Source organism: Mesorhizobium sp. CA4, from assembly GCF_020165075.1.
GTDB lineage: Bacteria > Pseudomonadota > Alphaproteobacteria > Rhizobiales > Rhizobiaceae > Mesorhizobium.
Map to the genome: position 1 here is coordinate 25,317 of NZ_JAIUHK010000012.1, position 20,881 is coordinate 46,197.

Sequence of the window (20,881 nt, forward strand, 5' to 3'; positions counted from 1 at the left end):
CCGACGAAGGAGGATGTGGGCAGCGCCGACTTCAGCCTGATGATCAACCTTGTTGTCGCGAGGCTGCTGGGGCGCCGCGCGGTTGCCGTCCATGACACGAGGCGCGTGTCAGGGGCGCTGCGGCGGCGCCAAACGCCGACGGTCTTCAACGGCAAGGGTTGAGATTGGGCATCTCGCCGTCGGAAAGCCCGTACATATAGGAGCGCCCCTTGACCAGTACAGGCGGCTGGTAGCAGCCCGGCGCGCTGGCCTCGTCCGAATCGTCATAGATCACACCCGGCTGGCCGCCGGTGTATTCGGAAAATTCCTTCGCGAGCTTGCCCTCGCCGACGATGATCCGCTTGTAGCCGGCGGCGCTGTCGATGACGAGATTGCCGAAGGAATCGGCATAGACACGGTCATGGTGGCGCAAGCCGGCTTCCGCCGGCGCGGCGATTGCCGTCACCAGCGCCGCGAACGCCGCGGCGGCAACGCCTGCCCGCACTGAATTCGAACGCATGTCGCTCTCCCTTGATCGGCGCGACGGATCGCGCCTGATTCCGATTCGAATCGGAAATTAACCCTTTCTTAACCTTTGTTAAGAGGCGGGAGGTTTTCGGCGTCGCTTCTTAAGGAACATGGTTAATTTCGAGGGCGGGCTTTCCCGGCGGCGGGCGGCCTGGCGCAGGGCTGACTCCGGGTCAACTTGATCTTGCGGCGCCGCGTGGCTACAGCGGTCCACCGTTTCACGGAAAGGCAACCGCCTCTCTCTTTGTTTCGACGCAATTCCTGACGGAAGGCTAAGGCGAAAGCGCCCAACCCAACCGTTCACACTTTTCCTGGAATTGCTGTAGCGTGCCGCACACGAAAGGGCAGCGCATGAGCTTTGGCCACATGGTTCGGGTGTCGATCACCATCCCGCTGCTTCTTGCGGCTGCGGCCTGCGTGCCGCAGGACGGCGCGCCGAAGGCGGCGAATGCCGCTCCGCCGACCGCCGCTTCGCCTGCTTCGGCCTCGCCCTCCGCCGCACCCGTGGCGCGAACGGCAGCTGCAACGCCCCCGATACCTGCACCGGCCCCGACAGCGACAACCGCGCCGGCACCTGCGACGGCCAAGACGCCTGCGCCCGCAACCAAGATCGTCACCGACCTTACCGTGCCGCGATCCGGCGTAGGCACGGCCAGCTACAGATGCGGCAATAGCGGCATGATCACCATCCAGAATCTCGGCTCGTCGTTGCGCGTGGTCCGCCCCGATGGCTCGACCGAGGAATTCGCGGCCTCGCCCGCCAACCAGAGCAGCCGTTACCAGGAAGCGGCGACGCATGACGCAATCGTGATCGACGGACGCGAAGCGCTGGTGATGAAGAGAGGGTCCACCCCGCAGACTTGTCGGAGATAGCGGGTGGGCTGATCTTCAGGTGAGGCCGGCCTGCAAACGGCAGCTTCCTGTGCTTTTGGTGCTCACGTACCCGCTCCGCTCCGGTTCTCGGAACCTGTCGTTTTCGGCTCGGCCTGACCTGAATCTCAACCCACCCGGCGCGCGATCTTGTTGCACTGCAACGAATGCTGCGCCGGCGTCGAAACAGCCGCTAATCGATTGAAGCGCGCCAAGGCCAATTTGTCAGACTAAATGATGTTTCCAAAACGATTTTCCGGCTTTGACGCGGTGCAAAAAGCGCATTAGAAACCGGCTGTCCGGAGCCATATATGAGGGCGGCAAAGGCCGCATTCCCATCGCGGCTCCAGGATGCCGATCTGGGGGAGCCATGAGCAAATCACCAGCCACCCACACAGTTGCCAGACGTGAACGGCCGCTCTCGCCGCATCTGACGATCTACCGGCCGCCGATCACGATGACGATGTCGATCATCCATCGCATCACCGGCGGCGCGCTTTATTTCGGAACGCTGCTGGTGGCAGCGTGGCTGATCGCCGCTGCGAGCTCGCAGCCCGCCTTCGACTGGGTCAACTGGGCCTTCGGCTCCTGGCTCGGCAGGCTGGTTCTGTTCGGCTACACCTGGGCGCTGATGCACCACATGCTGGGCGGGCTGCGCCATCTTATCTGGGACACCGGCGCAGGACTGGAAAAACACACCGCGTCCAGGATCGCCTGGGCGACGCTCGCCGGTTCGATCGTGCTCACGCTTCTGATCTGGATCGCCGGCTATATGGCGCGGGGAGCATTCTGATGGCCGCCAACAATTCGGACATGCGCACGCCGCTGGCGAGAGTCCGCGGCCTCGGTTCGGCGCGCGAGGGCACCGGGCATTTCTGGCGGCAGCGGCTGACCGCCATCGCCAATATTCCTTTGATCCTGTTCTTCGTCGGCTTCCTGATCGCGGTCAACGGCCATGACTACGCGGATGTGCGGGCGGCGCTTGCGAACCCGTTCGTGGTGGTCATGCTCGGGCTGGTGCTGATCTCGCCTCTCTACCACATGCGCATCGGCATGCAGGTGATCATCGAGGATTACGTGCATGGCGAGGGCATGAAGCTGGCGCTGATCGCGCTCAACACGTTCTTCTGCGTGGCAGTCGGCGTCGCTTCGCTATTTGCCCTGCTCAAACTCGCATTCGGAGGCTGACGTCTTGGCCAACGCAAATACAGCCAGCACGGCTTCCGCGTACACTTTCGTCGACCACAAATTCGACGTCGTGATCGTCGGCGCCGGCGGCGCCGGCCTGCGCGCCACGCTCGGCATGGCCGAGCAGGGGCTGCGCACGGCCTGCATCACCAAGGTTTTCCCGACGCGCTCGCACACCGTCGCGGCGCAAGGCGGCATCGCCGCCTCGCTGTCGAACATGGGGCCGGACTCCTGGCAATGGCACATGTACGACACCGTCAAGGGCTCGGACTGGCTGGGCGATGTCGACGCCATGGAATACATGGTGCGCGAGGCGCCGGCCGCCGTCTACGAGCTCGAGCATTATGGCGTGCCGTTCTCGCGCACCGAGGAAGGCAAGATCTATCAGCGGCCGTTCGGCGGCCATATGATGAATTATGGCGACGGTCCGCCGGTGCAGCGCACCTGCGCGGCGGCCGACCGCACCGGCCACGCCATCCTGCACACGCTCTACGGCCAGTCGCTGAAGAACAATGCGCAGTTCTTCATCGAGTATTTCGCGCTCGACCTGATCATGGAGCCGGACGGCACCTGCACCGGCGTCGTGGCCTGGAACCTCGACGACGGCACCATCCACCGCTTCTCGGCCAAGATGGTGGTGCTGGCGACCGGCGGCTACGGCCGCGCCTATTTCTCCGCCACCTCGGCGCATACCTGCACCGGCGACGGCGGCGGCATGGCGGCCAGGGCCGGGCTGCCGCTGCAGGACATGGAGTTCGTGCAGTTCCATCCGACCGGCATTTACGGCGCCGGCTGCCTGATCACCGAAGGCGCGCGCGGCGAAGGCGGCTATCTCGTCAACTCCGAGGGTGAGCGCTTCATGGAGCGCTACGCGCCGTCGGCCAAGGACCTTGCCTCGCGCGACGTGGTCTCGCGCTGCATGACGCTGGAGATCCGCGAAGGCCGCGGCGTCGGCAAGAACAAGGACCACATCTTCCTGCATCTCGACCACCTCGATCCGGCCGTGCTGCACGAGCGGCTGCCGGGCATATCGGAGTCGGCCAAGATCTTCGCCGGCGTCGACCTCACCAAGGAGCCGATCCCTGTGCTGCCGACGGTCCACTACAATATGGGCGGCGTGCCGACCAATTACTGGGGCGAGGTGCTCAATCCGACCTTCGACAATCCGGACCGCGTGTCGCCCGGCCTGATGGCGGTCGGCGAGGCCGGCTGCGCATCGGTGCATGGCGCCAACCGGCTTGGCTCGAACTCGCTGATCGACCTCGTCGTGTTCGGCCGCGCGGCGGCCATCCGCGCCGGCCAGGTCATCGACCGCAAGTCGGCGATCCCGTCGCCCAGCGAAGCGTCGGTCGAGAAGATTATGGACCGCTTCGACCGGCTGCGTCACGCCAACGGCTCGACGCCGACGGCTGTGCTCCGGGAGAAGATGCAGCGCGCCATGCAGGAAGACGCCGCGGTGTTCCGCACGCAGGAATCGCTCGAGAACGGCTGCAAGCGCGTTTCGGAACTCTGGGGCGAGCTCAAGGACATCAAGGTCACCGACCGCTCGATGATTTGGAATTCCGACCTCGTCGAGACGCTGGAGCTGGAAAACCTGATGGCCAACGCCATCACCACGGTCTACGGCGCCGAGGCGCGCAAGGAGAGCCGCGGCGCACATGCGCGTGAGGATTTCGACAAGCGCGACGACGCCAACTGGCGCAAGCATACGCTTGCCCATTTGAGCGAGGACGGCCAGGTGACGCTGACCTACCGGCCGGTGCACACCGAGCCGCTGCTGGCGGAGAAGGATGGCGGCATCAGCCTGGCCAAGATCGCGCCGAAGGCGCGGGTATACTGATTATGGCGCTCGCGGCTACCGGGTATTCCGGCACGTCTCTTCCGGCCAAGCTCGGCCTGAAGGACGGCATGGTTGCCGTTTTCATCGCGCTGCCGCCGGAGCTGGACGATTTGCCCGAAGCGGTGTCCTTCGCCAAGGTCGATCGGCTGCCGAAGTGGTCGGCGATCTCGGGCAGCCGCAAATACGATGCCGTGCACGCCTTCGTCCGGCAGCGCGCCGAGATCGAGGACGGCCTGGCCGGCATCGAGACCGCGATCAAGCGCGACGGCATGGTCTGGGTCTCCTGGCCGAAGAAGGCATCGAAAGCGCCGACCGACGTCACCGAGGGCGTGATCCGCGCCGAGGCGCTGAAGCGCGACCTGGTCGACGTCAAGGTCGCCGCCGTCAACGAAATCTGGTCCGGGCTGAAGCTCGTCATCCGAAAGGACCGCAGGTAATGGTCGAACTCACGCTTCCCAGGAATTCCAAGGTCCAGCAGGGCAAGACCTGGCCAAAGCCGGAAGGCGCGACGAACCTGCGCGAATACCGCGTCTACCGCTGGTCGCCGGACGATGACGCGAACCCGCGCATGGACACCTATTTCGTCGACATGGACGATTGCGGGCCGATGGTGCTCGACGCGCTCTTGTGGATAAAGAACAAGATCGACCCGACGCTGACGCTGCGCCGCTCCTGCCGCGAAGGCATTTGCGGCTCCTGCGCCATGAACATCGACGGCTCCAACACGCTGGCCTGCACCAAGGGCGCCGAGGACATTTCGGGCGCGGTGAAGATCTACCCGCTGCCGCATTTGCCGGTGATCAAGGACCTGGTGCCCGACCTCACCAATTTCTACGCCCAGCATGCCTCGATCGAGCCCTGGCTGAAGACGGTTTCGCCGACGCCCGCCAAGGAATGGCTGCAAAGCCATGAGGACCGCGAGAAGCTCGACGGGCTCTACGAATGCATCCTATGCGCCTGCTGCTCGACCTCCTGCCCGAGCTACTGGTGGAACGGAGATCGCTATCTCGGCCCGGCCACGTTGCTGCAGGCCTATCGCTGGCTGATCGACAGCCGCGACGAAGCGACGGGCGAACGGCTCGACAATCTCGAAGACCCGTTCCGGCTCTATCGCTGCCACACCATCATGAATTGCGCGCAGACCTGCCCGAAGGGGCTTAACCCCGCCAAGGCGATCGCCGAGATCAAGAAGATGATGGTGGAGCGGCGCGTTTAGAGTTGGAGGGTTCGCTCGCAACCACGTCGATCGCAGCGTTCCTTCACACCCCCCTCTGGCCTGCCCGACAGAGGGGTGCGCTGTCCCCCCAGCGTCGAAAAGGATAGCCAACGATGAGTGAAGATCTCCCCATCCTGTCCCCCGTCGAAGCGCGTGTGCTGGGTTCCCTGATCGAGAAGAAGGAGCTGACGCCGGACGTCTATCCGCTGACGCTCAACAGCGCGCATCAGGCCGCCAACCAGAAGACGGCGCGTGAGCCGGTGATGGCACTGGAGCTGACGGAGGTCCGGCGGGCCTTGAGCACGCTCGAGCAGAAAGGCCTCGTGCGCCAGGCCTTCGCTTCGCGCGTCGAGCGTTACGAACATCTGATGGCGCAGCGCTTTTCGCTGACCACGCCGCAGATCGCGGTGATCGGGCTGCTGCTGTTGCGCGGCGCGCAGACGGCGCATGAATTGCTCGCCCGTTCGGAACGCATGGCGCGCTTTGCTTCGATCGAGGAGCTGCGCGACAATCTCGACCTCATGATCGGCCGCCGGCCGCCGCTGATCCAGCTGCTCGAACGCGCGCCCGGCCAGCGCGAGGAGCGCTATGTGCATCTCTTGAGCGGCCCGGTGGAGGCGGCTGCGACGGCGGCGCTCTGGCAGCCGGTGGCGACATCTTCGGATTCCGGGCTTGAGGCTCGCGTTAAGGCGCTCGAGGAAGAGGTTGCGGCGCTGCGGGCGAAGATCGAGGCGCTGGGCGGCTAGCTCGCTGGAAAGATTGGCGCGAGGCACCCCCCTCTGTCCTGCCGGACGTCTCCCCCTCGAGGGGGGAGATTAGCAGGTCCGGCGCCCGCGCCCTTCTTTCACCGTCGGCGATTGGCGAAAGCCGACGCGACATCTGATCTCCCCCCTTGAGGGGGAGATGCCCAGTAGGGCAGAGGGGGGCGCGAAGGATCACCAGCCTCCGCGGAGAAGCTTCTCACCCCAGCCTTGCATCCAGCGACACTTTGATCGCTCCCAGCGCCTTCGATACCGGGCATTCGGCCTTGGCCTTCTCGGCGAGTTCCTTGAACTTCGCCGCGTCGATGCCCGGCACCTTGCCGACCAGGGTGATGGCGCTGCCGGTGATGCCGGTGCCGGGGACCAGCGTCACCACTGCCTTGGCCTCGAGCTCGGCGGCCGGCGTGCCGTTTTCGGCGAGGAAGTGCGACAGCTGCATGGCGTAGCAGCCCGCATGCGCCGCGGCGATAAGCTCTTCCGGATTGGTGCCGGATTTGCCGCTCTCGTCCTCGAAGCGCGCCTTGAACGAATAGGGCGTGCCCTTCAAGGTGCCGCTCTGGGTGTCCAGCGTGCCGTTGCCTTCCTTCAGATTGCCTTTCCAGACGGCGTTTGCGGTGCGGTCCATGGAGTCCTCCTGCCTTGTCGGGGTTTGCGCCGGCAGGCGCCGGCGTTCCCGAAGACTATAGCGCGGGCCGGCCGGAAGACCATCCATGTCCCGGTATGATTGTGCTCGCCCAAGGCGCTTCGAAAATTCTCCAAAAAAAGCGCGTGCGAGAATGTCGACTTACCGTCTGCCCGGCCGTCCTGCGAGCGGCCACTCCCGGCCGATGGAGGTCAAGATGGACAATCTGTTTCTTGCGATCTGGGGAAAGCCCGAGCGAAATGGGAGGCGACTTGAAGAATTCTGGCTGAATCCGCCGGCGCTCGGCTTCGGCCGGCTGGCGGCGGCCATCGCCTCATCGGCGTCGCGACATGCCTGCTCGACCATGCGGCGACGGCAGGCAAAGCCGACACCGTCGCCTTCGCCTCCTATAACGCCTCAACGGAAGGAAGCTCGAAATGAAATATGTCCTGCTGGTCTATGGCGGGGAAAAGGGCCTCTACGCGCTGACCCCCGAGCGCATGGCCGAGCTCGATGCCGACTCGCTCGGCTATGACCGGGAGCTCGACCGGCAAGGCAAGCTGGTCATCGCGCAGGCGCTGCAGCCGGTGAAGACGTCGAAATCGCTCCGGCGGCGCAATGGCAAGGTGCTGGTGACCGACGGCCCCTTCGCCGAGACCAAGGAGCAGTTGCTCGGCTTCGTCATGATCGAGGCCGTCGATCTCGACGAAGCGCTCGACATTGCGGCCAAGATCCCGCTTGCGGAGCTCGGTACGGTAGAGATCAGGGCGATCTACGACGTGCCGGGGTCATAGCCGCCGGTCAGCATGGGCGCCGGTTGAAGCTGTCTCTTGCGGGAAACATCTTCAGGGTTTCTTCACGGACGCAACCGTTGCTTGTTGAAGCGACGCCGCGCTTCTCTTATCGTCGCCGCGATTTCGGGGGAATTCGGCATGCCTTTCCTGATCGCTTTGCTTGGCGTGCTCGGCGCGGCCGCCATTTGGTGGTACCGGCTGAAATATATGAGCGACGCCGCGCGCGAGGTCGCCGATGTCGTCGGGCGCGTCCAGGGCAACATCCGTCGCAAGAAATTGCGCAATCAGGCCGCGCTCTCACCGCTGACGGCGATCGACGATCCGGTGGTGGCGGCGGCGACGCTGATCACCGCGATCGTCGCGGAGCACGGTCCGGTCTTGCCGCAGCGCGAGGCGCTCATTCGCGAGGTGATCGCGCAGATCGCGGACAGCCAGAAGAAGACCGACGAGGCGGTCGTCTACGCCAAATGGGCCGCCGCGCAGATCGACGACACGACGATCGTCATCGACAAGCTGGCGCCGTTCCTGCGCGAGCGCCTCGATCCGCATGAGCGGGACGACCTGCTCAGGATGCTGAACCGCGTCGCGCAAGGCGGCGAGCAGAGCCTCAGAATAGCCGACCAGCGGATGCTGAGGTTGCGGCAGAAGCTGGGGTTCGAGGTGAATTAAGGGTTTGCCGATGTTCAGGTGAGGCCGGCCTGCAAATGCCGGCTTCCTGCGCTTCCGGTGCTCACGTACGTTAAGTACGCTCCGCTCCGGTTCTCGGAACCCACCATTTTCGACTCGGCCTGACCTGAATCTCGACAAACCCTACCGCGTCGCGAACCAAGATCGCTAGATCGCCTCGCCCTTCAGCAGCCTTGGCGTGTCGCCGGACAGGCCCGAGGCCTGGCGGATGAAGAACTCTTTCAGCCTTGGCATGCGCTCGACGAGGCCAAGGCCGAGATCGCGCGCGGCGCGCAGCGGGCCGATGTCGTTGGAGAAGAGACGGTTCAAGACGTCGGTGGTGACGCCCATCTGCAGCGTGTCGAAGCGACGCCATTGCTGATAGCGCTCGAGCACATCGAGGGCGCCGATATCCTGGCCGAGCCGGTCGGCCTCGACCACCACTTCGGCGAGCGCCGCCACGTCCTTGAAGCCGAGATTGAGGCCTTGGCCGGCGATCGGGTGGATGCCGTGCGCGGCATCGCCGGCGAGCGCGATGCGCGGCGCGACAAAGGCGCGGGCGAGCGTCAGGCCGAGCGGCCAGGCGCGCGGCTTGTCGGCAACGCGGATCTCGCCCAGCTTCAGGCCGAAGCGCTGCTCCAGATCGTGCTCGAAGACGAACTCGTCGCCCTCGACCAGCGCCTTGGCATCTTCCGTTCGCTCCACCCAGACGATCGACGAGCGGTTGGTGCCGTCCTTGTCCGGCTTCAGCGGCAGCGTGGCGAAGGGACCCGCGGGGAGGAAATGCTCCTCGGCGCGGCCGTTGTGCGGGCGCTCATGCGCCACCGTGCAGACGATGCCGGACTGGCCGTATTCCCACTTCACCGTCTTAATGCCGGCCATGTCGCGCAATTTCGAATTGACGCCGTCGGCGGCGACCAGCAGCCGCGTCTTCAGCGTCGCGCCGTCGGCCAGATGCACGGTGATGCCGGCGCCATTCGCGTCGAAGGCGTTGACCGCCATGCCTTCGATGATGTCGATGCCAAGCTTTTCGGCGCGCCGGCGCAGCGCGCCGTTGAGGTCGCGGTTAGCGACCATGTGGGCGAAAGGTTCGCCGGGCGCCACCTCGCCGTCGAAGGTCAAAAACACGGGACGCACCGGGTCGGCGGCGCGCGAATCGGTGATGATCATTTCGGTGATCGCCTGCGCTTCCGGCGCAATCTCTTCCCAGACGCCGAGCAGTTGCAGCATGCGGCTGGCGGCGGCGGCAATGGCCGAGGCGCGGCCGTCTTTCTGCCAGACGCCGGCGGGGGCGGCATCGACGATGGCGATGGCGAGCCCCGGCCGCGCCTGCTTCAGCGACACGGCCGCCGTGAGGCCGACATAGCCTGCACCGGCAATGAGCACGTCGAGCGGCGCCTCGCGGCTCCCGTTCGCCCCTGCTCCATTCGGCTTGCTGTCGACCATGGCATCATCCCTTTCGCGGCTTCAGCCGGCTGCCGTTGCGGCCTTGACTGCCTGCGCGTCCTGTCCGAAACCGGCCATGGCACATCCTTGAAGGATTTCAAACATGACCGCGGCCATGGACGAGCTTCTCGACATTCTCGACCTCGAGCAGCTCGAACACAATCTGTATCGTGGTCGCAGCCCCAAGGTCGACTGGCAGCGCGTATTCGGCGGCCAGACCATCGCCCAGGCGCTGGTCGCCGCGCAGCGCACTGTCGAGCCGGAACGCCACGTGCATTCGCTGCACGGCTATTTCATGCGGCCGGGCGACACCAAGCTGCCGATCGTCTACGAGGTCGACCGCATCCGCGACGGCGGCTCCTTCACCACGCGCCGGGTGGTGGCGATCCAGCATGGTCAGGCGATCTTTTCGCTGGAGGCGTCCTTCCAGCAGGACGAGGTCGGGCTCGAGCATCAGCTGCCGATGCCGCGCGACGTGCCGGCGCCCGACACGCTGCTCACCCAGCGCGAGCTGCTCGGCAAGTTCGGTGAGGCGGTGCCGGAAGGCATCAGGCGCTACTGGGAGCGCGACCGGCCGATCGAGATGAAGCCGGTGATGCTGAAGCACTATACGAGCCGCGAGAAGCTGGAGCCGCAGCAGAACATCTGGATCCGCACCACCGGCCCGGTGCCGGATGACCGCGCGACACAGGCGGCGGTGCTTGCCTATCTCTCCGACATGACGCTGCTCGATACCTCGACCTTCGCGCATGGCCGCGCCATCTTCGACCGCGACATCCAGGCCGCCAGCCTCGACCACGCCATGTGGTTCCACCGCAGCCATTCGCTGGACGACTGGATCCTCTACAATCAGGACAGCCCGTCGACGCAAGGATCGCGCGGCTTCACCCGCGGCTCGCTGTTCGCGCGCGACGGAACGCTGATCGCCTCGGTCGCCCAGGAAGGCCTCATCCGGATGAAGCGCTGAGCCGGCTTCAATGGTCTGCCTGATAAGCGCGCATTTTTGATTTTCTGCCTACTTTTTATGCAGTGACGCCGACCAGCCTGTGCGCGAATGATGTGCAGCGGTCGCCCATTCTCTTTGTTTACAAGAGGTTAACATCCTGCTTCGGCAACTGGCACGGAGCTTGAATCCTGTCGGGCACTCTCCGGCTCCTCGGGATCGGTGAAGGTGTGCAAACGCGGGGGACCGCAACAGCAAAGGGTGAAACCTTATGAAAATCGTGATGGCAATCATCAAGCCGTTCAAGCTCGACGAGGTGCGCGAAGCGCTCACCGCCGTCGGCATCCAGGGCCTGACCGTCACCGAAGTCAAAGGCTACGGGCGTCAGAAGGGGCATACCGAAATCTATCGCGGCGCGGAATACGCGGTCAGCTTCCTGCCCAAGATCAAGATCGAGGTCGCGGTCGCTGCCGACATGGTCGACAAGGCCGTCGAAGCCATCACCGCGGCCGCCAAGACCGGCCAGATCGGCGACGGCAAGATTTTCGTCTTCGGCATCGACCAGGCAGTGCGCATCCGCACCGGCGAAACAGACACCGACGCGCTCTAAGCGGCGACCATCCATTCCAACGGAGAGTTCAATGAATATTCCTTCCACCTTGAAGACGACGGGACGCGCGGCCGCTTCGCTCGCGCTCGTGGCCATGAGCACCGTCGCCGCCATCGCGCAGGAGGCCGCCCCGGCAGCCACCGCCGCGGCGCCCGCCGCGCCGGCGCCCGCGCTCGACACCGGCAACACCGCCTGGATGCTGACCTCGACGGCGCTGGTGTTGATGATGACCATCCCGGGCCTGGCGCTGTTCTACGGCGGCATGGTGCGCAAGAAGAACGTGCTCGCCACCATCATGCAGAGCTTCGCCATCACCTGCCTGGTGACGGTGCTGTGGTTCATGTTCGGCTATTCGCTCGCCTTCTCCGACGGCGGCGCCACGAACGCTTATCTCGGCGGCTTCTCGAAATTCTTCCATCACGGCATCACCGTCTCGACGCTGTGGGCGCCGGGCGTGGCGAACATTCCTGAATTCGTCTTCTCGATGTTCCAGATGACCTTCGCCATCATCACGCCGGCGCTGATCGCCGGCGCCTTCGCCGAGCGCATGAAGTTCTCCGCCCTGTTGATCTTCATGGGCCTGTGGCTGGTCTTCGTCTATGCGCCGATCGCGCATTGGGTGTGGGGCGGCGGCTTCCTCGGCTCGGCCGGCGTGCTCGACTTCGCAGGCGGCACGGTCGTCCACATCAACGCGGGTGTCGCCGGCCTGGTCTGCGCGCTGGTTCTCGGCAAGCGCGAAGGCTACGGCACCACCAACATGGCGCCGCACAACTTGGTCTATTCGGTGATCGGCGCCTCGCTGCTGTGGGTCGGCTGGTTCGGCTTCAACGCCGGTTCGGAACTGGCGGCCGACGGGCTTGCGGGCGCGGCCATGATGAACACGCAGGTCGCCACCGCCGCCGCGGCGCTGGCCTGGATGTTCGCCGAATGGATCGTCGCCAAGAAGCCTTCGGTGCTCGGCATCATCTCGGGCGCCGTCGCCGGCCTCGTCGCGGTGACACCGGCTTCCGGCTTCGTCAACCCGACCGGCGCCTTCATCGTCGGCATCATCGCCGGCGTGGTCTGCTACCTGTCGGCGGTCAAGCTCAAGCATGCGTTCGGCTATGACGACTCGCTCGACGCCTTCGGCGTCCACGGCGTCGGCGGCATCGTCGGCGCGCTGCTCACCGGCGCGCTCGCCGATCCGGCGATCAACGCGCTGGGCAAGGACGCCTCGGTCGCCAAGCAGCTCTACGGCATTGCCTTCACCATCCTGTGGACGGCGATCGCCACCTTCGTGATCCTCTATATCGTCAAGGCGCTGGTCGGCCTGCGTCCGTCGACCCAGGAAGAGGTCGAAGGTCTCGACGTCACCCAGCATGGCGAAGTGGTGCCGTAAGGCCGGCTCCGCTCTTTGCTTTGGCGCAATTTTGGACGGGAAACCGTTTGGGATTGCGCCGAGGGCCGGCGGATCCTCCTCCCGCCGGCCCGGAATTCCTCCCAAGATCCCGTCGTGACGCTCTCGAAAAGGGCTCACGCCTTGAGGTCCGGAACACCCTTCCGGGCCTCCTTTTTTGCCAGGCGGCCATCCAAGCCATTTCGATCACATTCACTTGATCCGTCGGCATGAAACATCGGCCCGGCAGATTCCGTATTGGGATAGCGAGCGTCATCATGGCGTCCGTCAAAACAATAGGGAAGGAAACCACCTGATGAACATCAAGAACATTGTCCTGGGAGCAATGGCTCTTTCGATGATCAGCGGCGTTGCACTCGCCGGTGCTCTCGATGAGCCGTCCAACATGGCCCCGTTCTTCACCGATTCCAGCATGAAGACCATGAAGCCGGAAGCCGGCTTCAAGGCGGCCTGGGCTTCGACGCCGAAGGACAAGCAGGACATGATGATGAAGGAGTGCCAGGACGCGGCGATGAGCAAGCCTCACGCCGAATTCTGCGCAAACCTGAACATGTATGCGGGCCACAAGTGATCACCGGATGGGTCGGGTCCTGACGGGCCCGATCGCTTAGCCGTTCAGGCAAAGGGTGGCGGGCCGCGAGGCCTGCCATCTTTGTCGGCGACCAACCCCGGTAAAGGGCCATGGTTAATGCGGCCTTAACCTTCCCCCCGATAGTCTGACGTTCGAATCTGCCGGAATGCGCCATGCGCCCGGCCAGGCAACGATTACGGGGAAGAGCATGCGTTCAGGCGCCTCAGCACCGCTCGCGCTGACCGATACGGGGCACGGCATCCAGGCTTTCGCGCGGCGGCAGGTCGGGCGGCTGGTCGGCGCCGGGCTGTTCCTGTTCACTGCTTTCGGCATCGCCGCGTTGGCCACATGGAACGTCGCCGATCCGAGCTTCTCGCACGCCACCAGCAACGTCGTCACCAACGCCATGGGCTATGCCGGCGCGGTGTTCTCCGACCTTGCCATGCAGTTCTTCGGCCTCGCCGCCGTCGCAGGGCTGGTGCCGGCGGTGATCTGGGGCTTTCTTCTGTTTTCCGCGCGCGGCGTCGACAAATTGCCGAAGCGCGGCTTCGCCTGGTTCGGTTTCGCATTGCTTGCCGCGGCCATCGCCGGCTGCGTGACGCCGCCCAACACCTGGCCGCTGCCGACCGGCCTCGGCGGCGTCTTCGGCGACATGGTGCTGAAGATCCCGGGCATCGCGGTCGGCGGTTATCCGAAAGGCCTTTTCGCGACGATCATAGCGGTCATCCTCGCCGCGCCCACCTTGTGGCTGTTCGCCTACGGTTCGGCGCTGATCGCACGCAGGAACGGCTTTGCCGTCATGGAGCGCGCCGCCCAACCCGATCCGCGCGAGCAGGACGAGATGCTGTTCGACGAGGATGAGGACGAAGGCGACGAGGGGATACTCGCGCTCGGCGCCGTCACCCATTGGTGGCTGTCGTTCCGCGCCTTCCTGCACCGCCGCGCCGAGCGGCGCAGGCGCGAGCGCGACGAGTTCGAGCCGCCGATGGAGCCCAAGGCCAGCGCCTGGCGGCGCGCTGCAGAGCGGGTGGAATCGGCCGAGTTCGCCGAAAGTAGGATGAGCCCGGGCGGCCGCGCCCGCGTCGAGCCGGAATTCTTCGCCGCCATGGTCAATGACCGCAGCGCGTCGGTCGATCCGGCCGACCAGGATATATTCGACGACGAACAGGGCGAGAACGTCGATCTCGACGATTTCGACGACGAGGCGCCTGTCCAGCGCCGCGGCGCGCCGGCCAAGGTGCGGAACTTCCGCTCGGATGCCGCGACCCGCGTCGAGGCGCCGGCGGCGCGACCGGTGCCGGGCGCCCGCGTCCAGCGCGAGGCGCAGACCTCGCTGATCGGCTCCGACACATTCGAGATGCCGTCGCTGCATTTCCTGTCCGAGCCGAAGAACATCGCCAAGGATCCAAGCCTGTCGAAGGACGCGCTGGAGCAGAACGCACGGCTGCTCGAAGGCGTGCTGGAGGATTTCGGCGTCAAGGGCGAGATCATCCATGTCCGGCCAGGCCCGGTCGTGACGCTCTACGAGCTGGAGCCCGCGCCCGGCATCAAATCCTCGCGCGTCATCGGGCTTTCCGACGATATCGCCCGCTCGATGAGCGCGATCGCCTGCCGCGTCGCCGTCGTGCCGGGACGCAACGCCATCGGCATCGAACTGCCCAACGCCAAGCGCGAGACGGTCTATCTAAGGGAGATCATGGCCAGCCGCGATTTCGAGACGACCAAGGCGAAGCTGGCGCTGGCGCTCGGCAAGACGATCAATGGCGAGGCCGTCATCGTCGACATCGCCAAGATGCCGCACGTGCTGGTCGCCGGCACCACCGGCTCGGGCAAATCGGTCGCCATCAACACCATGATCCTGTCCCTGCTCTACCGGCTGACGCCGCAGGAATGCCGGCTGATCATGATCGATCCGAAGATGCTCGAACTCTCGGTCTATGACGGCATCCCGCATCTTCTGACGCCGGTGGTCACCGATCCCAAGAAGGCGGTCGTCGCGCTGAAATGGACCGTGCGCGAGATGGAAGACCGCTACCGCAAGATGTCCAAGGTCGGCGTGCGCAACATTGACGGCTTCAACGCGCGCGTTCAGCAGGCGGAGAAGAAGGGCGAAAAGATCTCGCGCACGGTGCAGACCGGCTTCGACCGCCAGACCGGCGAGGCGATCTACGAGACCGAGGATCTCGATCTCGAGCCGATGCCCTATATCGTGGTCATCATCGACGAGATGGCCGACCTGATGATGGTGGCCGGCAAGGACATCGAAGGGGCGGTGCAGCGCCTGGCGCAGATGGCGCGCGCCGCCGGCATCCATGTCATCATGGCGACGCAGCGCCCGTCGGTCGACGTCATCACCGGCACCATCAAGGCCAATTTCCCGACCCGCATCTCCTTCCAGGTGACGTCGAAGATCGACAGCCGCACCATCCTTGGCGAGCAGGGCGCCGAGCAGCTGCTCGGCATGGGCGACATGCTCTACATGGCAGGCGGCGGCCGCATCCAGCGCGTGCACGGCCCGTTCGTATCGGACGACGAGGTCGAGAAGGTCGTCGGGCATCTGAAGCTGCAGGGCGTGCCGGAATATCTCGACGCCATCACCGAGGACGACGAGGAAGAGGACGAGGACGGCCCGTCGGGCAAGGGCGGTTCCGGCGGCGGTGGCGGCGGCAATTTCGAGGATTCTGACGATCCCTACGACCAGGCGGTGGCGGTGGTGCTGCGCGACGGCAAGGCCTCGACCAGCTACATCCAGCGCCGGCTCGGCATCGGCTATAACCGCGCCGCCTCGATCATCGAGAAGATGGAGAAGGAAGGCATTGTCGGCCCGGCCAACCACGCCGGCAAACGCGAGATTCTGGTGCCGACGGAAGAGGACAAATTCTAGGGCTTATCGATATTCAGGTGAGGCCGGCCTGCAAATGCCGGCTTCCTGCGCTTCCGGTGCTCACGTACGAAAAGTACGCTCCGCTCCGGTTCTCGGAACCCACCATTTTCGACTCGGCCTGACCTGAATCTCGACAAACCCTACCGCGGCGAGACACCGATCCAGGTCAGCAGGCAACCGGAAATCGTCTGGCGCGTTCAATGCGAGCTCTCGTCTACCCGCCAAACTTAGGCCCTAGTGGGGGTCCAGAAGCAGCAGCGACACGAATCACAGGAAGTGACCGGCATGAAGACCCAGATCGAATTCGCCCTCACCCGCCGCCAGGTCCTTGGCCTCGGCCTGATGCTTGGCGGAGCCGCCGCTCTCAACCTCGTGCCGGGCTATCAGCTCGTGGCCGCCGCGCAGGCCGCCGTGCCGCCGGCGGCACAGAAGATCGCCGACCATTTCTCCTCGGTGAAGTCGATGAGCGGCGAGTTCGTCCAATTCGGGCCGAAAGGCGAGCAGACCGGCGGCAAGTTCTTCCTCGAGCGTCCGGGCAAGATCCGCTTCAACTATGACGGCTCCTCGAACTTCCGCGTCATCTCCGACGGCAAGTCGGTAGTGATCCTGAACAAGAAGCTCAACACCTCCGACCTCTACCCGCTGTCGAAGACGCCACTGAAGCTTTTGCTCGACGACCGGATCGATCTCTCCGGCGGGCGCGTCAAGGCCGTCAAGGAAGAGGACGACCTCACCACCATCAAGCTTTCCGACAAGTCGGTCTTCGGCAATGCGACGATCACCATGATGTTCGATCCGAAGACCTACGAGCTGCGCCAGTGGACGATCACCGACGCTCAAGGGAAAGACACGACGGTGATGATCTTCAATGTCAAGGAAGGCGGCAGCTTCCCGGCCGACACTTTCGCGATCGACTACACGGCGAACAGAGAGCTGAATACGAAGACGCGGTAGGGCGGCGCCGTTGGAGTCTTCCCGTCACGCTGGCGCCGCCTCTCATCTGGCTGCCGCCATCTTCTCCCCTTAAACGGCGTAAAACGGGGAGAAGGGACCCCAGTCGTCGTCACCGCTTTCGCCAATCGCCGACGTTGAAACCGCTTCTTTCTGCCCGTTTTGCGGGGGAGCCTGCCCGGCAGGGCAATGAGAGGCAGCGTTGACCTCGAAGATTGCCGCCGAGCTTGTCTTTACCGCGCGCGGCTGGCACTAGATCGGTGATCTCTTGCCGGACCCGCCTGAATGCCCTTCACAATCGCCACCTGGAACATCAACTCCGTGCGCCTGCGCATGCCGATCGTCGAGCGGCTGTTGAAGGAGCACGCGCCCGACGTGCTGTGCCTGCAGGAAACCAAGGTCCCCGACGAGCTCTTCCCGGAAAAAGCGTTCCGCAAGGCGGGCTACGAGCACATCCTGTTCCACGGCCAGAAGGGCTATCACGGCGTCGCCACCGTCGCGCGCCGCCCGATCGAGCTGGTCGAGAAGCGGCGGTTCTGTGAGATCGACGACAGCCGGCATCTGTCGGTCAGGGTGCAGGCGGGCGGCAAGTCGGTGCTGGTGCATAATTTCTACGTGCCGGCCGGCGGCGACGAGCCGGATCCGGAGATCAACCGCAAATTCCGCCACAAGCTCGATTTCGTCTATGAGATGAACTCGGTACCGGCGACTGGGGACGAATCGTCTGCCTCGATCCTGGTCGGCGACCTCAACATCGCGCCGCAGGAGCACGACGTCTGGTCGCACAAGCAGTTGCTCAACGTCGTCAGCCACACGCCGGTCGAGACGACAAATTTCGAGGCGATGCGCAAGGCCGGCGGCTGGGTCGACCTGATGCGGCTCAACGTGCCGGTCGAGCAGAAACTCTACACCTGGTGGAGCTACCGCGCGAAAGATTGGCAGGCGTCGAACCGCGGCCGCCGCCTCGACCATATCTGGTCGTCCCCCAATCTGGTGCCGAGCTTTGCCGGCTACGAGATCCTGCAGGCGGCGCGCGGCTGGGAGAAGCCGTCGGACCATGTGCCGGTGATTGCGAAATTTGAATTGGATTGAGCGCCCTCAATCGGCAGAGGGTCCTACGGCGCTTCTATTCCGAAAACCGCGGCGCCAGTTCCTCGATGCGGGCGATCATCTGCTGGAATTCCTCTAGGATGCGTTCATGCAACAGCATCGCGATCTCCGGATATTCTTCCAGGATTCGGTGGAACATCTTGCGGCTCAATCGGATCACTTCCGAGTCGACGGCGGCCGAGGCACTGGTCAGCCGGTTGGTATCGGCGATCAGCGCCAATTCGCTCAGCATGGTGCCCGGGCCTGCCGTACCGATCGGCACGCGTTTGCCGCCTAGCTCCCGATAGAGCGTGATCAAACCGCTGACCACGATATAGGCGGAGTCGGCGACGTCGTCCTCGCGGTAGAGCTTATGGTCGGCCTGGAGCACGGTGGTCTCGGCGCCGAAGGCGAGCAGGCGCAACTGTTCCTGCGTGAAGCCCTGGAAAAGCTTCACGCCGGACAGGATGCGGATGTCGTCATCCAGCGCCATCCTAGCTGTGTCCCCGAGCGGTCAGTCCAGTCCCTCCTTTGGAGCGGCGCGCCCTCCTGGGCTCGCGAGAAAACGCTCCACCGTGCATCGTGCGATGCGTGCAACGAGCCGATCCATCACCCTCCAGCACCAGGATCGTACCCGAAGCGGTCCCGCCCGACCGCTCTATCTCTTTGGCTCAATTCCGGACGGAAGGCTACGGCGAAGCCGCCAAGCCCAACCGTTTCACACTTTTTCTGGAATTGCTCTAGATCATGAAATGCTTAAGGAACCAGCTTGTAGCCGCCGCTTTCTGTCACAAGAATTTCGGCATTGGAAGGATCGCGCTCGATCTTCTGGCGCAACCGGTAGACATGGGTCTCCAGCGTGTGCGTGGTGACGCCGGAATTGTAGCCCCAGACCTCTTCCAACAGCACATCGCGCGTCACCACCTTCTGATCGGCGCGGTAGAGGTATTTGATGATCGAGGCTTCCTTCTCTGTCAGCCGCACCTTGGCGCCGCGCGGATCAATCAGCAGCTTCTGGCTGGGCTTGAACGTGTAGGGGCCGACCGAGAAGGTCGCGTCCTCGCTCTGCTCGTGCTGGCGAAGCTGGGCGCGGATGCGCGCGAGCAGCACGGCGAAACGGAAAGGTTTGGTCACATAATCATTGGCGCCTGCCTCGAGACCCAGGATCGTGTCGGAATCGGTGTCGTGGCCGGTCAGCATGATGATCGGCGCCTTGTAGCCGCCCTTGCGCAGGATCTTCACCGCCTCGCGGCCATCCATATCGGGCAGGCCGACATCCATGATGAGCAGGTCGACGACGCCGCTGCGCGCCGCGGCAACGCCTTTTGCGGCGGTCGATTCCTGCTGGACGTCGAATTCTTCGTAGAGCGCCAGCTGCTCAACCAGGGTGGCGCGCAAGTCATCGTCGTCATCGACGATCAGGATGGTGCGTGATGTCATGGATCAATCCGTTGTTTTAAAAAGAATATTCAGTTGACCTCCCCCCATTTATGCGGAAGCTCACCGGCGCAACAGCCGATCACAGTGATTTGTTCCGTGACCCAATCATACAAGAAAAAACGTGCGCGCAATGCGGCGGGCGCATTTTTGCCGAAAGGCTTGAGCGTTTTGGTGGTGCGCGCGCGCCCCGGCAACCCCGCGCAAGGTTTCCTCCAAGCCGGCAAAACGGTGTTTCCCTGCGCCTTGGGGCGCGGCGGCATCTCCGCCAACAAGCATGAAGGGGACGGCGCGACGCCGCTGGCGTCGATGCGCATCCTGTCGGGCTATTTCCGGGGCGATAACTTTGCGGGCGGGCGCAGGACGAGGCTGCCGATGGCGCCGATCGGCCCGGATCTCGGCTGGTGCGAGGTGCCGGACGACCGCAACTACAACCGTCCGGTGAAGATCCCCTATGGCGCGAGCCATGAGCGGATGAAGCGCGACGACCGGCTCTACGATGTCTGCCTGGTGCTCGACTGGAACATCGCGCCGCGCCGGCGCGGGCGCGGGAGCGCTATCTTCTTCCATCTGGCACGGCCGGGCTTCACGCCGACGCAAGGCTGCGTGGCGGTGACGGCGCGGACCATGGCAAGGCTGCTTCCGTTGCTGTCGGATAGGACGGTGGTGAGGGTGGTGCGTTAGGCAGTAGGCAGTAGGGCAGTAGGGCAGTAGGGCAGTAGGGCAGTAGGCAGTAGGCAGTAGGGCAGTAGGCAGTAGGCAGTAGGGCAGTAGGGGTCTCCTTCCCTATTGCCTATCGCCTAATCCCTACTGCCTCTTTCCCGGTTTCTGCCAACCCGTGCCGAGCAGCCCGATCTCGCGGAGCTCCCTGTCCATCGTCTTCGCGACGTCCCGGCGTCCGGCGCCGATGTCGCGCAGCTGGCCGTCGGAAAGGTCTTCGACCGACTCGTGCGGCAGCCAGACGGCGACGCCGGCCTGGCGCAGCCAATCGCGTGCTGAACGCAGCCAAAGCGTGACGCCGGAACGGGATTCCAGGGTGGTGCAGGGCTTCAGGACGATCTCAGACATGGCTCTATCCGTATTCTCCGGA

23 protein-coding genes are annotated in these 20,881 nt (G+C 64.4%); 17 read left to right on the forward strand and 6 right to left on the reverse strand.

From position 1 onward, the window contains the following. Positions 1 to 145: 145 nt before the first annotated feature. Entirely contained in the window at positions 146 to 499 is a 354-nt protein-coding gene (locus LB528_RS12205; protein WP_224715064.1) for a hypothetical protein, read from the reverse strand. Between the two features lie 359 nt (positions 500 to 858). Between LB528_RS12205 and LB528_RS12210 the strand changes: the two genes are divergently transcribed. The 7 genes from LB528_RS12210 (at position 859) to LB528_RS12240 (ending at position 6,367) form a co-directional block, all read left to right on the forward strand. Beyond that, entirely contained in the window at positions 859 to 1,380 is a 522-nt protein-coding gene (locus LB528_RS12210; protein ID WP_224715065.1) for a hypothetical protein, read from the forward strand. Positions 1,381 to 1,747: 367 nt separating this feature from the next. Then, positions 1,748 to 2,170, forward strand: coding sequence for a succinate dehydrogenase, cytochrome b556 subunit (gene sdhC / locus LB528_RS12215; RefSeq protein WP_224518043.1), 423 nt, complete (start codon positions 1,748 to 1,750; stop codon positions 2,168 to 2,170). Then, complete coding sequence (sdhD, locus tag LB528_RS12220; RefSeq protein ID WP_224518041.1) at positions 2,170 to 2,565, forward strand: succinate dehydrogenase, hydrophobic membrane anchor protein; 396 nt, start codon at positions 2,170 to 2,172, stop codon at positions 2,563 to 2,565. Before sdhC ends, sdhD begins: the two co-directional genes overlap by 1 nt. Positions 2,566 to 2,569: 4 nt before the next feature. Then, positions 2,570 to 4,405, forward strand: coding sequence for a succinate dehydrogenase flavoprotein subunit (gene sdhA / locus LB528_RS12225; RefSeq protein WP_224715066.1), 1,836 nt, complete (start codon positions 2,570 to 2,572; stop codon positions 4,403 to 4,405). 2 nt (positions 4,406 to 4,407) lie between these two features. Continuing rightward, positions 4,408 to 4,842 (forward strand): DUF3052 domain-containing protein, encoded by a 435-nt coding sequence (locus LB528_RS12230; RefSeq protein ID WP_224715067.1) that lies wholly within the window; start codon positions 4,408 to 4,410, stop codon positions 4,840 to 4,842. Beyond that, complete coding sequence (locus tag LB528_RS12235; protein ID WP_224715068.1) at positions 4,842 to 5,621, forward strand: succinate dehydrogenase iron-sulfur subunit; 780 nt, start codon at positions 4,842 to 4,844, stop codon at positions 5,619 to 5,621. Before LB528_RS12230 ends, LB528_RS12235 begins: the two co-directional genes overlap by 1 nt. A 113-nt stretch (positions 5,622 to 5,734) precedes the next feature. After that, the gene (locus tag LB528_RS12240; RefSeq protein ID WP_224715069.1) at positions 5,735 to 6,367 is read left to right on the forward strand and encodes a YceH family protein; all 633 of its coding nucleotides are present in this window, start codon (positions 5,735 to 5,737) and stop codon (positions 6,365 to 6,367) included. 214 nt (positions 6,368 to 6,581) lie between these two features. Here LB528_RS12240 and LB528_RS12245 read toward each other — a convergent pair whose 3' ends face one another. Then, a complete protein-coding gene (locus tag LB528_RS12245; protein WP_224715070.1) occupies positions 6,582 to 7,007 on the reverse strand; it encodes an OsmC family protein in 426 nt (141 codons plus the stop codon). A gap of 434 nt (positions 7,008 to 7,441) precedes the next feature. Here LB528_RS12245 and LB528_RS12250 point away from each other — a divergent pair, with 434 nt between their 5' ends. Both LB528_RS12250 and LB528_RS12255 read left to right on the forward strand, forming a co-directional pair. Then, positions 7,442 to 7,798 carry a YciI family protein gene (locus tag LB528_RS12250; RefSeq protein WP_224715071.1) on the forward strand — a complete coding sequence of 119 codons (357 nt, stop codon included), beginning with the start codon at positions 7,442 to 7,444 and terminating at the stop codon, positions 7,796 to 7,798. A 138-nt stretch (positions 7,799 to 7,936) separates the two neighbouring features. Next, complete coding sequence (locus LB528_RS12255; RefSeq protein WP_224715072.1) at positions 7,937 to 8,467, forward strand: hypothetical protein; 531 nt, start codon at positions 7,937 to 7,939, stop codon at positions 8,465 to 8,467. 165 nt (positions 8,468 to 8,632) lie between these two features. Here LB528_RS12255 and LB528_RS12260 read toward each other — a convergent pair whose 3' ends face one another. Continuing rightward, a complete protein-coding gene (locus LB528_RS12260; protein ID WP_224715073.1) occupies positions 8,633 to 9,910 on the reverse strand; it encodes a ubiquinone biosynthesis hydroxylase in 1,278 nt (425 codons plus the stop codon). 103 nt (positions 9,911 to 10,013) lie between these two features. Here LB528_RS12260 and tesB point away from each other — a divergent pair, with 103 nt between their 5' ends. From tesB to xth, 7 genes are all read left to right on the forward strand, one after another. Continuing rightward, positions 10,014 to 10,877, forward strand: coding sequence for an acyl-CoA thioesterase II (tesB, locus tag LB528_RS12265; RefSeq protein ID WP_224715074.1), 864 nt, complete (start codon positions 10,014 to 10,016; stop codon positions 10,875 to 10,877). A 247-nt stretch (positions 10,878 to 11,124) separates the two neighbouring features. Beyond that, a complete protein-coding gene (locus LB528_RS12270) occupies positions 11,125 to 11,463 on the forward strand; it encodes a P-II family nitrogen regulator (protein WP_127280023.1) in 339 nt (112 codons plus the stop codon). A gap of 49 nt (positions 11,464 to 11,512) precedes the next feature. Then, on the forward strand, positions 11,513 to 12,841 hold the full coding sequence (locus tag LB528_RS12275) for an ammonium transporter (protein ID WP_411962154.1): 1,329 nt from the start codon (positions 11,513 to 11,515) through the stop codon (positions 12,839 to 12,841). A gap of 313 nt (positions 12,842 to 13,154) precedes the next feature. Continuing rightward, a complete protein-coding gene (locus LB528_RS12280) occupies positions 13,155 to 13,430 on the forward strand; it encodes a hypothetical protein (RefSeq protein ID WP_224518019.1) in 276 nt (91 codons plus the stop codon). 208 nt (positions 13,431 to 13,638) lie between these two features. Beyond that, positions 13,639 to 16,314, forward strand: a complete 2,676-nt coding sequence (locus tag LB528_RS12285; RefSeq protein ID WP_224715075.1) for a DNA translocase FtsK — start codon at positions 13,639 to 13,641, stop codon at positions 16,312 to 16,314. A 285-nt stretch (positions 16,315 to 16,599) separates the two neighbouring features. Continuing rightward, positions 16,600 to 17,268 (forward strand): outer membrane lipoprotein carrier protein LolA, encoded by a 669-nt coding sequence (locus LB528_RS12290; RefSeq protein WP_224518017.1) that lies wholly within the window; start codon positions 16,600 to 16,602, stop codon positions 17,266 to 17,268. A 282-nt stretch (positions 17,269 to 17,550) separates the two neighbouring features. Beyond that, positions 17,551 to 18,357, forward strand: coding sequence for an exodeoxyribonuclease III (gene xth / locus LB528_RS12295; protein WP_224518016.1), 807 nt, complete (start codon positions 17,551 to 17,553; stop codon positions 18,355 to 18,357). A 34-nt stretch (positions 18,358 to 18,391) separates the two neighbouring features. Here xth and LB528_RS12300 read toward each other — a convergent pair whose 3' ends face one another. Further along, on the reverse strand, positions 18,392 to 18,847 hold the full coding sequence (locus LB528_RS12300; protein WP_224518015.1) for a Crp/Fnr family transcriptional regulator: 456 nt from the start codon (positions 18,845 to 18,847) through the stop codon (positions 18,392 to 18,394). A 263-nt stretch (positions 18,848 to 19,110) separates the two neighbouring features. Next, a complete protein-coding gene (locus tag LB528_RS12305; protein WP_112128661.1) occupies positions 19,111 to 19,794 on the reverse strand; it encodes a response regulator transcription factor in 684 nt (227 codons plus the stop codon). An 84-nt stretch (positions 19,795 to 19,878) separates the two neighbouring features. Between LB528_RS12305 and LB528_RS12310 the strand changes: the two genes are divergently transcribed. Then, entirely contained in the window at positions 19,879 to 20,475 is a 597-nt protein-coding gene (locus LB528_RS12310) for a L,D-transpeptidase (protein WP_224715158.1), read from the forward strand. Positions 20,476 to 20,598: 123 nt separating this feature from the next. Here the strand turns inward: LB528_RS12310 and LB528_RS12320 are convergent, their stop codons facing one another. After that, positions 20,599 to 20,859, reverse strand: coding sequence for a hypothetical protein (locus LB528_RS12320; protein ID WP_224715076.1), 261 nt, complete (start codon positions 20,857 to 20,859; stop codon positions 20,599 to 20,601). Between the last annotated feature and the right edge of the window lie 22 nt (positions 20,860 to 20,881).

What these genes read in the sequence shown, in the direction of transcription:
- LB528_RS12205 (WP_224715064.1), bottom strand. Translation starts at nt 499, where the DNA reads ATGCGTTCGAATTCAGTGCGGGCAGGCGTTGCCGCCGCGGCGTTCGCG.
- LB528_RS12210 (WP_224715065.1), top strand. Translation starts at nt 859, where the DNA reads ATGAGCTTTGGCCACATGGTTCGGGTGTCGATCACCATCCCGCTGCTT.
- sdhC (WP_224518043.1), top strand. Translation starts at nt 1,748, where the DNA reads ATGAGCAAATCACCAGCCACCCACACAGTTGCCAGACGTGAACGGCCG.
- sdhD (WP_224518041.1), top strand. Translation starts at nt 2,170, where the DNA reads ATGGCCGCCAACAATTCGGACATGCGCACGCCGCTGGCGAGAGTCCGC.
- LB528_RS12230 (WP_224715067.1), top strand. Translation starts at nt 4,408, where the DNA reads ATGGCGCTCGCGGCTACCGGGTATTCCGGCACGTCTCTTCCGGCCAAG.
- LB528_RS12235 (WP_224715068.1), top strand. Translation starts at nt 4,842, where the DNA reads ATGGTCGAACTCACGCTTCCCAGGAATTCCAAGGTCCAGCAGGGCAAG.
- LB528_RS12240 (WP_224715069.1), top strand. Translation starts at nt 5,735, where the DNA reads ATGAGTGAAGATCTCCCCATCCTGTCCCCCGTCGAAGCGCGTGTGCTG.
- LB528_RS12245 (WP_224715070.1), bottom strand. Translation starts at nt 7,007, where the DNA reads ATGGACCGCACCGCAAACGCCGTCTGGAAAGGCAATCTGAAGGAAGGC.
- LB528_RS12250 (WP_224715071.1), top strand. Translation starts at nt 7,442, where the DNA reads ATGAAATATGTCCTGCTGGTCTATGGCGGGGAAAAGGGCCTCTACGCG.
- LB528_RS12255 (WP_224715072.1), top strand. Translation starts at nt 7,937, where the DNA reads ATGCCTTTCCTGATCGCTTTGCTTGGCGTGCTCGGCGCGGCCGCCATT.
- LB528_RS12260 (WP_224715073.1), bottom strand. Translation starts at nt 9,910, where the DNA reads ATGGTCGACAGCAAGCCGAATGGAGCAGGGGCGAACGGGAGCCGCGAG.
- tesB (WP_224715074.1), top strand. Translation starts at nt 10,014, where the DNA reads ATGACCGCGGCCATGGACGAGCTTCTCGACATTCTCGACCTCGAGCAG.
- LB528_RS12270 (WP_127280023.1), top strand. Translation starts at nt 11,125, where the DNA reads ATGAAAATCGTGATGGCAATCATCAAGCCGTTCAAGCTCGACGAGGTG.
- LB528_RS12280 (WP_224518019.1), top strand. Translation starts at nt 13,155, where the DNA reads ATGAACATCAAGAACATTGTCCTGGGAGCAATGGCTCTTTCGATGATC.
- LB528_RS12285 (WP_224715075.1), top strand. Translation starts at nt 13,639, where the DNA reads ATGCGTTCAGGCGCCTCAGCACCGCTCGCGCTGACCGATACGGGGCAC.
- LB528_RS12290 (WP_224518017.1), top strand. Translation starts at nt 16,600, where the DNA reads ATGAAGACCCAGATCGAATTCGCCCTCACCCGCCGCCAGGTCCTTGGC.
- xth (WP_224518016.1), top strand. Translation starts at nt 17,551, where the DNA reads ATGCCCTTCACAATCGCCACCTGGAACATCAACTCCGTGCGCCTGCGC.
- LB528_RS12300 (WP_224518015.1), bottom strand. Translation starts at nt 18,847, where the DNA reads ATGGCGCTGGATGACGACATCCGCATCCTGTCCGGCGTGAAGCTTTTC.
- LB528_RS12305 (WP_112128661.1), bottom strand. Translation starts at nt 19,794, where the DNA reads ATGACATCACGCACCATCCTGATCGTCGATGACGACGATGACTTGCGC.
- LB528_RS12320 (WP_224715076.1), bottom strand. Translation starts at nt 20,859, where the DNA reads ATGTCTGAGATCGTCCTGAAGCCCTGCACCACCCTGGAATCCCGTTCC.